Below are 13,185 nucleotides of genomic sequence, written 5' to 3' on the forward strand. Positions count from 1 at the left end.
GATACCAGAGCTAATACCATCTAACAATTGGAGCCATAAAAGATGATATGAATTCTCTGTGATTGAGAATTAAGGAGGCTTGAAGAATTAAAATAGAAAAGGCAAATAAAAAATAGGCTTCGACCTAGGTTATTGATAATAAATCCCGACGAGTATGCGACTGTCATCATCACGATTTGTGCTAGGACAATGCAACTTGCCATAAAAATAGAAACTTTCCTAAAGAAAATAAGCAAATATCAGAATAGTTATCAAAGTTAACGGCAAACCCAGTTTGATAAACTCTAAAAATCCAAATCCTCTAACCCCTCTTTTTTCACTATTTTGAATAATGATGATGTTACTTGCAGCGCCTAATATCGATAAATTACCAGCGAGTGTACTGCCTACTGCTAAAGCCAAGAGATGGGAGTGTGGCAAATGATGATGCAGGAGTAAAGGTAAGTACAAAGCCACTAGGGGAACATTAGAAATAAATTGACTAAGAATGGTACTTATTGCCAAAACAACGGGGATCTGAGTGACAGTAATATGAAAATGATTTATGTTAGCTTGAAAAAATCCGCTCTCCCAAACCGCCTGCATAAGCACAAAAGTACTTGCGAAGAAAATCAATGTTCCCCAATCAAGCTTCTTAATGAAATTCCACCGCTGCTTACTTAGCAGGAGAGGCAAAGCAGCGATAAGGGCAATGTAGCTAAAATTAATTCGCACGACGGTTTGGATACAATCCATAATGATTTTCGCACCGACCAAAACAACCATTATCGCCAAACTTATTTTAACGAGGATGACTACCTGATAATTATTAATCGGTAAAGGAATAGGCTTTTCAATAGGCTCGTTTAGCATGGTTTTAAACTTAAAATAAATAAGTAAATAAGTCACAACTAGGCTAAGCAATGTTGGGATGAGCAAAGAGTAAACAAAATCAAAAAAAGGAGAAACGATTTCCCCTTTTACTGCAATCAATAAATTTTGCGGATTCCCTATTGGGCTGAGGGTGCTTCCAACGGTAATTGAGAAAGCCAACCCAAATAACAAAGGCTTGATTAAACCCCTATGTGATTTGCACAACTGTAATAGAATCGGTGTACCAATAATTGCAATCGTATCATTCATTAATAGCGCTGCACTTAATCCGAGGATAAAGACAATGATTGCTAGCGCTTGTTTTCCTGTCCGTGCGCGGCGAAAAATCTTGTCAGTTAGATGTTCCAAATAACCACAATCCTCTGCAGCCTGGCAAATTAAAAAAACACCAAAAAGATAAAACATCACCTCAGGCTCAATCGCTTTGAGGGCACTTAACCCTGTGATTTGTTGGAGTAATAAGGCTGCAACCGCACCGATAGCCATAATCACCCAGATGGGAATAGCAACTCTAATTACTCTTCGAAAAGCAATAGCAAATAGCACAATTAAAAGAATGACAACTGCGATGGGCATCCCTTGTATCCTTATTCACTCCACCGTTGTTCCGTTCATTTACTTACGGCTTAGATGAGTCTGGAATTTTATTTATTATTTGATGGTTGACTTTGTTTATCAAGCTTCCATTTGAGCAACACCACAAGATCCATACCTTCTTAGCGGTGTTCACGGATATAATTGAGGGATTCGTTTAACAATTGGCCTACGTACTGGATTATTTTAGAGTGGGCACGATTCTTGTGGCAGTACCAACATAATTTTATTTTTTCCGAGTAATCGTTTATTTCTAATTTCAACAACTCCGGATCGAAATATTGTTTTGGCAAAACACTCCAACCCAATCCTGTTTTTACCAATTTTTTGATTGCATCTAAAGAAAATAGCTCATGATCCACTAGAAGTGGTAATTCTCGCTTAGAGAAAATACGCTCTATATTATCACGAATAGAAAACCCTCGTTCAGTTAAGATACATGGGTATTGGGAAAGCTTTGCTAGATCAATGCATTTTTCTTTAGCTAATTCATGTCTAGGCGATATAGCTACCATCACGTCCTCTTCATCAAGCTGATTTGATAGAATAGCGCTGTCAATCACTAAATCTTCAGTAGTTAAAGCCAGATCCACAAGTCCGTTTTGAAGCGCAGGTATCAGCTCTTGTTTCGGCATCTGTTTAATATGAAAATTAGGAAAATTAATTTGATTTGCAACCAAGTAATCAATGAATAAGGGCAACAATTGTAACGATGGAAAAGTGGAGGTACCGATAAAAACCGGTATTTCTGTGATATCGGGATTTTTTAAATTATCTGCAGCGTTATACATAGTATGTAAAAGAGACCGGGCATACGGTATGAGCAGCTGTCCTTCCATGGTAGGGAAGATCATCCCCCCTCTCGTTTCAAATAATTTAACTTTAAATTCGTTTTCCAAATTATTGATGCGTTTGCTAACAGCCGATTGTGTAACACACAAACGTTTTGCCGCAAGTGAAAAGGAGCGGTATTCATAAACCATTAAAAATGATTTTAATTCATTACTATTCATCTAGTTATTCGAGTTATCCAGTAATCCTTGTCTTTATTAGCATAGTCGTAAACCGCAGCAGTTCAAGTTTTACTTAAACAAAATCAAAAATATCTGAGATTGAGATTTCGCTTTAATAGGGTTATAACAATACCTGGCTTCTACTTAAATCTGGATGCTCTAACCAACTATTAAACTCATCGATTAATGCATCAAATTTGCCCCCGCCCTTGAGGTATGTTTTACCAAACTCATTTTCTGTAATCTTATTTAGGCTCTTGATATCATGTAGCAATTTTTTTGCGTCACCTACTGTCTTAACATCATCAGAATCAATAAGCTTTTGTAACAATCGGGCATTTTTAACCTTTTCTTCTGTTAAACCTTGCTTATTGTGGAACAACCAGAATCCCCCGGTACTGCGTGATTGAATGTAATCATCGAGCTCAGCTTTGATTCTGCCCCGAATCTCTGCATCTAATGGGGTTTTATTTTCTGGGTTAGAATCAATATCCATTTCAAACTCGAAATCAGCTGTCGAGGTATTTTCGGTTACATAAAGGGTTGATACTTGTAAATCTTCATGCTCACCATTTAGGGTTTCTTTCACTGCATCAAGGTTTTCTTTTTTATCGTCGAAGACAAAAATATCACTCACCCAATCCGGTTTTTTCTTAAGGAAGTGCTCAAACATGAGCGTTTTTGGGGATGCTGTACCGCGCTTTAAAGAGATTATATCAAGCGCAAGCTTGCAATTAATCGAATCTTCTGCATCTTGCCTTTGATAAGACTCTCGCGTAGCAATTTCTTCAAAAGCTCTCCCTAAATCTGGCGATTCAGATGGATTTTCAAGCAAAGCATTTAAGACTGGTAAATCATTTAATAATTCATCGATTTTATCTGTGTTACGCCCATTTGGAATGTCAATATTTTTGCTAACAAAGAGATCGTTTAATTGTTCTATTTCCTTTCTTATACCCCACGTATAATCAGAGGGTGTAATCACACCATGAACACGGAATCCCTGGCTGGTTAATTGTTCTATTAATTGCTTTCTATTCTGTAATTGTCTTTCATCAAAATACATATCCGTAAAAAGATAAACATCCCAAATCCCCTTTTTCATCAACGCATCGAGTAAATTCTGATTAAGCTGCTCCTGATTTTTAGTTTTATCTCTAATAATCAAAGTTCCGTCCACATCGAGTAAAGCGACTGGACGTTTTTCTTGATGTGGCGATAAAACAGAAGGCTCCGATTTAACTTCCCCTATAATTTTAGGATAAGAAGCAGCAAATTCATCCTGAACCCACTCCTTTGTAAAATCTTCGTACAATATACCTGCGGTTGAAGTAGATGGAGGATAATTAATTTTTATTATTCCATCTATTTCGATGAGTTTTCGAAATTCGCTTCTGATCTTACTTATCGTAAAATTGTTATCATAAGGCTTTGATAAAATGTATTCTAAAGATCCAATAACTGAATATACATCCTCTCTACGTGCATTTGCAGCTTTTAATTTCTCTATCCACTCTTTTAAGTTTGCGTAATCCATTTTCTTCATCCAAAAAGGCTTACCTTTTATGATTTTAGAAAATTATCCTTAAGGAAATATGATTCTTGAATTTTTGACATTTAGTTAATTCAGCTACTTTGAGTGAATTCATTAAAATTAGGACACTTATATTTTTCTACTTCACTCATCAATACTATATTAATAATGAAGATTCATATTTAAAAAAATTACAGGTTAAACTATGTCAAAGCACGCGAGTAAACCTCAGCCTTACAAACTTGAAGAACAAGGAAGAATTGATGCCTTGCAATCACTTAAGATTATGGACACAGCGCCAGAAGAAAGTTATGACAGACTCGTGCGTCTTGCAATTGATTTGTTTCAGATTCCTATTTGTTATATTGCCTTTCTTGACGAAAAAAGACAGTGGTTTAAATCAAAATATGGTTTAAAACAAAAACAAACCCCACGAAACATTGCTTTTTGCAATGAAACCATCAAAAAAACTGAACCGCTCATTATTACTGACACCTATCTTGATAAACGATTTGCTAATAGCCCCCTTGTGCAACACGAGCCTTTTATCCGATTTTATGCTGGCGTTCCTTTAACTGATCCACAAGGTTATAACGTTGGAACTTTTTGCCTCGCAGACACTTCCCCTAAAGAACTGAGTGAGAAACAAATTGACCTACTACTGAATTTGGCAAACATCGCCAAAGATCAGTTAAGCTTACGAAAAGCAAATTCTTTGTTACAAAAAATAAAAAAACAACTTGAACTACGAAACCGGTTTATTCGGAAGGTGTTTAGTTTTTACATGTCCGATGATGTTGTTAAAACTATTCTTGAATCCCGCGAACATCAGAAATTGGGGGGGCATGAAAGTAAAATAACAGTTATGTTCAGTGATTTGAGAAACTTTACCCCCTTATCTGAGGCAATTCCTGGAGAAAAACTGGTTTCCATCTTGAATACTTATTTTACCCGAATGGTTCGGGTAATAGAGAAATATCAAGGAACAATTGATGCCTTTATTGGGGATGCCATCATGATTATTTTTGGCGCCCCGCATTCCTCAGGCAATGACTCTCTGCGTGCTGTAACTTGTGCTTTAGAAATGCAGCGCGAATTAAAAAAACTCAATTATTCTCATAAAAAACTTAATTTGCCTCATTTGGAAATGGGGATTGGGATTAATACAGGAGTTGCGGTCGTTGGCAATATTGGTTCAAAAAAACGCATGCAATATAGCGCTATAGGCTCTCCGGTCAATTTATCGTCTCGTATTCAAGAGCTTAGTCTCGGTGGCCAGATATTGATTTCTGAATCGACATACAAAGAAGTAGCTAACGAGATTGAAATCAATGGTCATCTGCGTGTAAAAGTGAAAGGGATTGATACACCAATCACTATATTTGATGTAAGCGGACTAATATCTACTTAAAAAGGCTTCACTTTAGTGGCTGCTAATTACTAGCAGCTTCAAGAAACCGCGATGCTCGCTGAATACACTTATTAAAGAGTCCTAATAATGGATGCAAAACCACATTTATCGCCCTCCATAGTAACAGCATTTTCAGCCGCTATTTTATTTGGGGCAAGCATCCCATTTGCTAAGGAATTGCTCGGGAATATTCCACCCGTTTTATTAGCCGGTTTGTTATATTTAGGAAGCGGCCTAGGTTTGCTGCTGTTTCGATTAATTAAAGACAGGGGTTGGCAACCCTCTGGATTACTTAAAAAAGAATGGTTATGGTTGTTATGTGTTATTGGATTTGGTGGCGTTCTAGGCCCAGTTCTATTGATGTTAGGTTTGACACAAACCAATGCAGCGACAGCTTCGTTGCTTCTTAACTTGGAGGCAGTACTGACTGTATTGTTAGCTTGGGTCTTATTCAAAGAAAGCACAGACAGACGTATTATATTCGGCATGTTGCTTATTGTGATTGGCAGCATTCTTTTGACTTGGTCTAATCAAATAAGTCAACCCCAATGGATGGGGACTATTGCTATCGCATTAGCTTGTTTGTGTTGGGCGATTGATAATAACCTGACAAGAAGTATCTCTACAGCTGACCCTTTGTTTATTGCAAGCACCAAAGGATTAGTTGCGGGTATAACGAACATCAGCCTTGCTTTTATGCTGCACTTGTCAATACCCAATTGGACACAGATCAGTTATGCCTTAATGATCGGTCTTTTGGGTTATGGCATCAGTTTGGTTTTATTCGTATTAGCTTTAAGGAATTTAGGGACAGCAAGAACCGGTGCTTATTTCTCAACGGCTCCATTCATTGGGGCAGCGATAGCCATTTTATTTTTTGGGGGTACCACGTCTACCCTGTTTTGGATTGCAACTTTATTAATGGCTATAGGCGTTTGGATACATTTAACTGAAAGCCATGAGCATAGACATACTCATGAATATTTATTTCATTATCACAGCCATGTTCACGACGAACACCATCAGCACAAGCATGATTTTCCTTGGGATGGTATGGAACCCCATGCTCATCCTCATGAACATAAATCGATGATCCACACTCACCGGCATTATCCTGATATTCATCATAGGCATAAACATAAAAAATAAGCGGGCTCCATGTGCTGCTACTGTTCAGAACGGAATGCTTAAGGCAGTTTACGCTCCTTTTATTTAATAGAATAAAGCCAGCATCTTGTATTCAATCCCGTTAAAATCTATCGTATAGGCGATAGCCACTATCTCTAGTGCGGTATTTATTTAACTATTTATGGTAAATACCAATGAGTAATACTTAAAAAACCGAAGGAATATTATTATGTCTTGGAAACAAACAATTACAGTAAGCCAACTCCAACAAAAAGGTCGCCACTGTGAAACAATTGATGGCCATAAAATTTTATTGATCTGGAATAATAACTCAGTCCACGCCATTGCCTCTCAATGCCCACATTTTAAATTACCTTTGACTAAAGCCATGATTACGGATGAAAACACTATAGTATGCCCTTTTCATAAAAGTGCTTTTAATCTTGATACAGGTAAACCCGAATGCTGGTCACCTTGGCCACCTGCAGTGGGTACAGTATTAGGTAAAATGAGTAAACCTAAAAACCTTAGGATATATCCTGTACGTATCGACGATGATATGATTATTGTTGATATTACCTGAGAAAAAAGCCCCAAGGTCTAACGCACGCTTACTAATTTTCTTGCTACATGAAAATAATAAAAAAATTACAGGCTGTCATTACCAACCTATTGTGCCGTAATTGGTAATATCCTCCTGCAATTGGTAATTAAAACAAGAAAGAAAATCCTGCTGCAAATTTGCAGGTAATACCCCATTTTCAAGGTTTATTCCGGCAGGATTGATTTGAATCAGACTTTTTTTAGCGCTCTGATTTGTATTAGCTGGAACTATTATCATTTGCAGGTTCATATTTATCCCTTTTATTATTTCGGTTGCTATAAAAGGCAAAAGGCAATTTTTCGAAGGTTCGCCTGCTGCTAATTGTTCCAGCAACTGTTCAGGTATAATTATGTTACCTTGTATAGGCCGTCCAGTATTGAGGTTAAAATCGGCTTGAACCACGCCTGTAGTGTACTGCACCTGAATTGGGGCAATGGTTAGTTGTTGACTATTTCCCTGCAAAATTGCCTCAAATTGAGCTGGTAATTTCTGCGCACTAATTCCTACTATAGATTCTAGGGCCTTGGGATTATTAAATGCCCCCTTTATTTGGCCATTCAAGTTCTGTTGTTTATATTGAGAATTCACAACGATTTGATTATTAGCAATAGTTAATTTTCCCGCAAAATCAAATAGGCCTTTCTCAAAACGGAGTGTTGCGGATCCTTGCATGAGTTGATCTTTATACGCACTATTCACAGCGATTTGAAATTGCCTATTATCAGAAGAGAGTTGGTCGATTTTAATGGTGCCGATATGGATGGGAGCCGCCTTAGATGAATAAATAATATTTAAATCTTTTAAATCAATCACATCAACTCTTAAATTGGTACCCTTTATAGGTGATTGGTTTGCGGGATTTTTCTCTTGTGAAGGAATAGTCATATTCTCATTTTGATGTTTTTCATCAGCTTTTGGGAAATTTGGTAAATTTAAGAAAATTTTATCAACATGAATACTATAAATATGCAATTTCTTTTTAAAGAGATCTATCAGTGAAAAGTCAAGGAAGGCTTTGTTTACACTTAGGGCGGTTTTCCCCTGATATTTATAATTTAGATCATTGACAGTAATTTTAGGGTATGGAAAAGCTCTAACATCCAGAATAAAATAGAGGTTGGTCGCATTGGAGTTTGTAGGTTTACTTAACATCGATTGTACAAGACGGTTTGCAACAAGATTCACTACGAAATTAATTAATAAAACCAGGAGGACAATGATTCCAATACAGATAGTAAGGATTTTAAATAGCCGCGAGCTAGTTTCTACTTTCATGATTAATCGCTAATTTTGTCCTGAATTTAGATTCTGATTCCTTGGTCAATATTGCATTGTTTGCACTCTGAAATATCGCTATTATAATACTAGACTATCCCGCCTTTTCTGCCTCCCTGATCTGATGAATATTTAAAAAATTACTTCAAATAATTCGATAGGTTATAATTTTATTATTACAAGGCTTTCACTATGCTAGTAGAACAATCCCTTTCAGCTCAACGTATTATTGATTGCCTTCATGCTCATTACGGCATAAAAATTATTAAGTTTACGATTATTCCTTTGGGTGCAGATAGCAACGCATCTGTATATAAAGCAATAGGACAAGATAACTCTTCTTATTTTGTAAAGCTAAAATGTGGCCACCATCACGATATTGGTATCACCCTATTGCAACTATTGCATGAAGTTGGAATTAAACAGATTATCCCTCCAATTAAAACCATGCAGGGGCATCTAACTCAAAGTATTGGTGACTTTACTCTTATTTTGTATCCATTCATCGAAGGAAAAAATGGTTTTACTCGTGCTTTAACAGATGAGCAATGGCTAACACTCGGTAAAACTCTAAAGCAGATTCATGAAATTAATGTGCCTCCATCAATCAAGCAGCGGCTCAGGCAAGAAACCTTTTCATCAAAATGGCGACAAATTGTTCGCACCCTTTACACTCACGTTGAAGCTACTGCAAATGGAGACAAGGTAGCTCTGAAATTGCTGGCTTTTATGCGAAAAAATATAATGATAATCCGGCGGTTGGTAGATCGAGCAGAACAGTTAGCTCAGATTCTTCAAAACGAATCGCCCCAATTTGTGCTGTGCCATTCGGATATTCATGGTGGCAATATACTGATAAATAATGATAATACTATTTATATCGTGGATTGGGATGATCCTATCATTGCACCCAAAGAACGCGACCTCATGTTTATCGGGGGCGGTGTCGCTAATGTTTGGAATAAACCACATGAGGAGGCCCTTTTCTACAAAGGCTACGGAAAGATTGAAATAAATAGAACAATTTTAGCTTATTACCGGCATGAACGAATCGTTGAAGATATAGCAGAATATGGACAAAACTTACTTTTAACAACAGCAGGAGGTGAAAATAGGTCAGAAATGTATAACCATTTTTTAGCTATGTTTAAACCTAGGGGTGTAGTAGATATAGCATTCAAAACGGATGAAAGCCTCAGATTGGAATTGTAAAGCTCCTTAATTAAACCGATACAGTTTCCCCCAATTTGTCCTCGAGTCGTGATTTATTTTTTATTGTCTCAACCATCTCTATGTTTAAGTAACACATTCTATCGCTACTGCTAACTCATTGACATTCTTCAATAATTAAGAGAAAGTTTTTTATTGAATAATAAAAACTCCATTTTATGACGAATTTAAATTATCAGGCTCTGTTGATATCTTTTTCCCTATTCTTTAGTTCATCAGGCTTTGCCGGGGGTGATAGTTTTCCATTGCCCGCACGTTTACTGGGCGATGGTACTGCTGGAACCACTGCAGGAACCCGCGGTGACTTAATGGTGCCGTTATTTGGTAGCGAACGCGGGATAATCTATGGCGATTTGCAGGGAAAATATTATCGTCATGATAGCTGGTTTAGCGGGATTGCGGGTGGTTTGCGCCAAACTTTTGGCCCGTATATTTTAGGGGGTTATCTATTCGCCGATCGCAGTGAGTCAACCAGTAACAAACATTTCTGGTCGTTAAACCCTGGTATTGAAGCGATGAGCGCCCAATTGGATGGGCATCTAAATGGCTATTTTCCGATAGGTTCCCGCAGCAAAACCTTTCGCAGCGCCTGGGCCGATGAACTCGGTGATTACCGCTTTGTTAGTTTTTCAGGACATAAACAGTTTGATCATATTTTGGTAGATACAGAAACGGCAGGCCGAGGAGTTGATGCCGAGGTAGGTTATCGTATTCAATCCTTTAACAATTTAAGACTAGCCTTAGGTGGTTATTATTTTAACTTTCACGACATGAAGGATATGCGCGGTATCATTGGAACAATCGAATACCCGTTCAATGATCGAATTACCGTTTTAGCCCAAGATTCTTACGATAATTTGCACAACAATACCTTTATGTTAACCGTACGATTACGCTTTGGCGCGATTAATCCAAGCGAAGGACGCATGCTTGAATCTATCCGTCGTAATTTGAGCACGCTGGATAGTGGTACAGCCATTCCAACCGAACGGGGATGGGTTGATAATGGCTCGAATCTTGTTGAGAAAGACCATATCTGGTTTTTTAAACCGGGTGGAGAAACTTTTAATGCTGCCGAAGGTTTAAATAATTGCACAGCGGAGAAACCTTGTACAAATACAGAGATAACGCAGTCTGAAGTTGACACAATTAGTTCTTTAGACCCTATTGATACCTTTGATTTAGCGACCGGTTATTATTTATTAGATACATCAGACACTGAGCGAATTCGTTTGAATCCTGGCCAATCGCTTGACGGCAGAACATTTGATTTTAAAAAACCAGCATTTGGGAATGAAAGACCAATAGCTGTGGGTGGTATCGATGCGTTTGGTAGTAATATAAGTAATATAATCCTGGTTAATCAAATCGGTTATTCTGCCTTAGCTTTTTCTCAAGAAAATATACCGCAGACGGTTACCTCCCAGCGAATTGGTATGACCTTAAGCGGAAATAATTCGCTTGTGAATTCCACCATAGGTACACCGAATGATCTGAATGGTTATAGTACTGGGGTTAGAGTCAACAATGCCACCTCTGCATTAATTATTGGGAGTGAAATTAATGCCAGCGGAGTGAATGTCCCGGTAAGAGGGGTGGATTCACGAAATGCAGTTTTAGATATTCGTAATTCAATAATTAATGTAAGGGCACATACCCCAGGTGATAATAGTAGAACTACTGGTATAGGTGTTGAACTCACACAAAGGAGTAGGTTTACTTCACAAAACGTGAATTATAATGTTAGCGTAACTTCCCCTGGGCGAGGACTATTGGTAGCGGAAGGTATTGACGCGCGAGATCAAAGTACAATGAATGTGGTTGGAAACATTTTCAACATTAGTGCTTTGTCCCCAGGAAATAGTGATCCTACAGCAGCAATTGGTATTATTAACGCAACTTTTGTTCGATCTGGCGCTAATTTAGATAGCTTTTCTCAGGTAATTAATAATTTGTTCTTAATATCTGCGACAGGAAAAAATGCGAGAGTCGATCGAATCATTAACTCTGCAGGATCTATCGGATTAGTTGAAAATGAGAATTACTTCCTCTTCCCGCAAAGAAATTAAGGTTTTTTGTATTGGGGGTATTGTTGTAAATAACAATGCCCACAACAACCAAAAAAGAAGAGTAAAGAACAACATATGAGAAACTTACTGGGTACCTAGGAAAATTTCGGCTCTTTCTCAAAAACGGGGGCACTTTAATCGAGTTAGTATAGACTAACCCTTTGATTTGACGGTCAAAAGGAGATTAAAGTGCCGAAGAATGATCTTATCCTAAATTTACCTGGATTTACCATCAAAAAAGTAAGTGGTTATCAACCCTTAATTTTGGAGTTATCTTATAATCGCAAAGCGCGTTGTGGCCATTGCGCTAGCAAAGAGGTTCGTAAAAAAGCGTCGTATATGCGACGGGTGGCGCATGAATTAATTGGCCACCGACGAAGCGAGTTACACTTTAAGGCTTATAAGCTGTATTGCAATAGCTGTAAGCGTTATGGGAATCAACAGTTTCCTGGGATTAATAAGTATCAACGTTCAACTTGGCGTTTGCAGGCAGCTGTTTTCCATGACCATACCCGTGGCATATCGCAAAAAGACCTTGCTAAGCAATATAGCAAAGGCAAAGCAACCATTGAGCGCTGGTATCAGCAGCACTATCGAGAACAAGAACGAGAACTAAAGAATGCACCTTGTCCAGCTGTTCTTGGAATAGATGAACATTCCTTTAGCCGTAAACAACGATATGCAACTACACTTTGCGACCTTAGAAAACATAAAGTATTTGATATTGTTAAAGGTCGTTCTTCAGCTGATTTAAAAGACTATTTTAAAAACTTGGAGGGTAAAGAGCGGGTGAAAGTCGTTTGTATTGATTTAAGCACGAGTTACCGAGCACTGGTGAAACAGCACTTTCCTAACGCGCAAATCGTGGCTGACAGATTCCATGTTATAAGACTTATTAATCAGCTCACCTTACAAACCTTTCATCAAATTGACCCAACCATCAAGTATCAGCGAGGTTTATTAGCAGCGCTTAAAACCAACCCGGAAAACTTAACAACTAAGAGGCTCTCTCTTCGTAATCACTATCTTGAACAACAGCCGGCCATTGCTGCCATTTATGATTTTAAGCAAGAACTACATCAATTACTCACTAAAAAGCATTGCACCGCTAAAGAGTGCAAACGCTTATTACCCCGTTTCTTAGAAATGATAAACGAACTTAGACACAGTCCTTTTCAACCTTTGAAAACCTTAGGAAATACCTTATTTAGATGGAAAGATGAAGTCGCAAGAATGCTCCGATTCACTAAGAACAACGGGATAACCGAAGGCTTTCATCGAAAAATGAAACTCATTCAGCGTAGAGCTTATCGGTTTAAAAACTTTGAAAATTATAGAACGCGTGTTAGGGTGCTCTGTTGCTAACGATTAGTGCCCCCGTAATTGGGAAAGACCCAACGTTTAGAGGAACGTTTTTAATCTCAGAATTATAATTTGGCTAATTTTAGACTGTA

General features: G+C 37.8%; 10 protein-coding genes. 6 read left to right on the top strand and 4 right to left on the bottom strand.

The genetic code is table 11. The features are described from left to right. Positions 1-219 precede the first annotated feature (219 nt). The 3 genes from LMI_RS09270 to LMI_RS09280 all read right to left on the bottom strand — a co-directional run bounded on the left by LMI_RS09270 (position 220) and on the right by LMI_RS09280 (position 4,026). Positions 220-1,449 carry an SLC13 family permease gene (locus LMI_RS09270; RefSeq protein WP_045099551.1) on the bottom strand — a complete coding sequence of 410 codons (1,230 nt, stop codon included), beginning with the start codon at positions 1,447-1,449 and terminating at the stop codon, positions 220-222. Between the two features lie 140 nt (positions 1,450-1,589). Next, the gene (locus tag LMI_RS09275; protein ID WP_045099552.1) at positions 1,590-2,480 is read right to left on the bottom strand and encodes a LysR family transcriptional regulator; all 891 of its coding nucleotides are present in this window, start codon (positions 2,478-2,480) and stop codon (positions 1,590-1,592) included. A gap of 121 nt (positions 2,481-2,601) precedes the next feature. Further along, complete coding sequence (locus tag LMI_RS09280) at positions 2,602-4,026, bottom strand: hypothetical protein (protein ID WP_143000998.1); 1,425 nt, start codon at positions 4,024-4,026, stop codon at positions 2,602-2,604. A 193-nt stretch (positions 4,027-4,219) separates the two neighbouring features. Here LMI_RS09280 and LMI_RS09285 point away from each other — a divergent pair, with 193 nt between their 5' ends. From LMI_RS09285 to LMI_RS09295, 3 genes are all read left to right on the top strand, one after another. Beyond that, complete coding sequence (locus LMI_RS09285) at positions 4,220-5,425, top strand: adenylate/guanylate cyclase domain-containing protein (protein WP_045099554.1); 1,206 nt, start codon at positions 4,220-4,222, stop codon at positions 5,423-5,425. 87 nt (positions 5,426-5,512) lie between these two features. Then, complete coding sequence (locus LMI_RS09290) at positions 5,513-6,574, top strand: DMT family transporter (protein ID WP_045099555.1); 1,062 nt, start codon at positions 5,513-5,515, stop codon at positions 6,572-6,574. Positions 6,575-6,782: 208 nt separating this feature from the next. Further along, positions 6,783-7,136, top strand: a complete 354-nt coding sequence (locus tag LMI_RS09295) for a Rieske (2Fe-2S) protein (protein WP_045099556.1) — start codon at positions 6,783-6,785, stop codon at positions 7,134-7,136. A gap of 78 nt (positions 7,137-7,214) precedes the next feature. On the opposite strand, the gene LMI_RS09300 is transcribed toward LMI_RS09295, so the two are convergent. Then, positions 7,215-8,309, bottom strand: coding sequence for an AsmA family protein (locus LMI_RS09300; protein WP_144405778.1), 1,095 nt, complete (start codon positions 8,307-8,309; stop codon positions 7,215-7,217). A gap of 315 nt (positions 8,310-8,624) precedes the next feature. Between LMI_RS09300 and LMI_RS09305 the strand changes: the two genes are divergently transcribed. The 3 genes from LMI_RS09305 (at position 8,625) to LMI_RS09315 (ending at position 13,096) form a co-directional block, all read left to right on the top strand. After that, the gene (locus LMI_RS09305; protein ID WP_045099558.1) at positions 8,625-9,644 is read left to right on the top strand and encodes an aminoglycoside phosphotransferase family protein; all 1,020 of its coding nucleotides are present in this window, start codon (positions 8,625-8,627) and stop codon (positions 9,642-9,644) included. A gap of 176 nt (positions 9,645-9,820) precedes the next feature. After that, the gene (locus tag LMI_RS09310) at positions 9,821-11,731 is read left to right on the top strand and encodes an inverse autotransporter beta-barrel domain-containing protein (protein WP_045099559.1); all 1,911 of its coding nucleotides are present in this window, start codon (positions 9,821-9,823) and stop codon (positions 11,729-11,731) included. A gap of 189 nt (positions 11,732-11,920) precedes the next feature. Further along, on the top strand, positions 11,921-13,096 hold the full coding sequence (locus LMI_RS09315) for an ISL3 family transposase (protein ID WP_045099560.1): 1,176 nt from the start codon (positions 11,921-11,923) through the stop codon (positions 13,094-13,096). Positions 13,097-13,185: the final 89 nt, after the last annotated feature.

Source organism: Legionella micdadei (assembly GCF_000953635.1).
In the GTDB taxonomy this organism is placed as follows: domain Bacteria; phylum Pseudomonadota; class Gammaproteobacteria; order Legionellales; family Legionellaceae; genus Tatlockia; species Tatlockia micdadei.

Excerpts from the sequence above, each read along its gene's own strand:
- LMI_RS09270 (WP_045099551.1), bottom strand. The coding sequence starts at position 1,449 with ATGCCCATCGCAGTTGTCATTCTTTTAATTGTGCTATTTGCTATTGCT.
- LMI_RS09275 (WP_045099552.1), bottom strand. The coding sequence starts at position 2,480 with ATGAATAGTAATGAATTAAAATCATTTTTAATGGTTTATGAATACCGC.
- LMI_RS09280 (WP_143000998.1), bottom strand. The coding sequence starts at position 4,026 with ATGAAGAAAATGGATTACGCAAACTTAAAAGAGTGGATAGAGAAATTA.
- LMI_RS09285 (WP_045099554.1), top strand. The coding sequence starts at position 4,220 with ATGTCAAAGCACGCGAGTAAACCTCAGCCTTACAAACTTGAAGAACAA.
- LMI_RS09290 (WP_045099555.1), top strand. The coding sequence starts at position 5,513 with ATGGATGCAAAACCACATTTATCGCCCTCCATAGTAACAGCATTTTCA.
- LMI_RS09295 (WP_045099556.1), top strand. The coding sequence starts at position 6,783 with ATGTCTTGGAAACAAACAATTACAGTAAGCCAACTCCAACAAAAAGGT.
- LMI_RS09300 (WP_144405778.1), bottom strand. The coding sequence starts at position 8,309 with ATGTTAAGTAAACCTACAAACTCCAATGCGACCAACCTCTATTTTATT.
- LMI_RS09305 (WP_045099558.1), top strand. The coding sequence starts at position 8,625 with ATGCTAGTAGAACAATCCCTTTCAGCTCAACGTATTATTGATTGCCTT.
- LMI_RS09310 (WP_045099559.1), top strand. The coding sequence starts at position 9,821 with ATGACGAATTTAAATTATCAGGCTCTGTTGATATCTTTTTCCCTATTC.